Genomic DNA, 683 nt, shown 5'->3' with positions numbered 1-683 from the left:
CACGCCGGCGCAGGTGGAGAACGCGGCCGAGATCGCGATGGAGCACAACCTGGGCCTGACCTGCGATCCGATCGGCGGGCTGGTGCAGGTGCCGTGCATCGAGCGGAACGCAATCGCGGCGGCGAAGGCGATCAACGCGGCCAAGATGGCGCTCTGGGGCGACGGCTCGCACCGGGTTTCGCTCGACGAGGTCATCGTGACCATGCGCGAAACCGGCAAGGACATGAGCTCCAAATACAAGGAAACAGCCATGGGCGGCCTCGCCGTGAACGTGGTGGAATGCTGACCGGCACGTCCGCCCCGGCACCAAAGTCTTGCCGGTCCGCCGGCGCACGCACTAAGGAAAGAGAACAATGACACTGGCACCAGAAGGCCGGAAGATGCTGCGCATTGAGCAGCGCAATGCGGCCACCCCGGTGGAGCGCAAGCCGGAATGGATCAAGGCCAAGGTCCAGATGGGCCCGGAGTTCGTCCAGCTCAAGAACCTCGTGAAGAAGGAGGGCCTCCACACCGTGTGTGAGGAGGCCGGCTGCCCGAACATCTTCGAGTGCTGGGAAGACAAGGAAGCCACCTTCCTGATCGGCGGCTCCGAATGCACCCGGCGCTGCGATTTCTGCCAGATCGACACCGGCAAGCCCTCCCCGGTGGACGTCTTCGAACCCACCAAGGTGGCCCGCTCGGTC

At 64.9% G+C, this 683-nt stretch carries 1 protein-coding gene and 1 pseudogene; both read left to right on the top strand.

Annotated features, from left to right (window positions below; translation table 11 throughout):
- Positions 1-286: L-serine ammonia-lyase, iron-sulfur-dependent, subunit alpha (locus tag ABFP37_RS22510; protein ID WP_347033917.1), on the top strand; the 286-nt coding region annotated here is incomplete at its 5' end.
- Between the two features lie 67 nt (positions 287-353).
- Positions 354-683, top strand: a pseudogene (locus ABFP37_RS22505) (lipoyl synthase); the annotation flags it as partial.

Origin of the sequence: Burkholderia sp. RS01, from assembly GCF_039748055.1 — a bacterium.
Classification (GTDB): domain Bacteria; phylum Actinomycetota; class Actinomycetes; order Actinomycetales; family Micrococcaceae; genus Arthrobacter.
The sequence above is the reverse complement of the archived record's forward strand: the minus strand, read 5'-3'. Positions and strand labels throughout refer to the sequence as shown.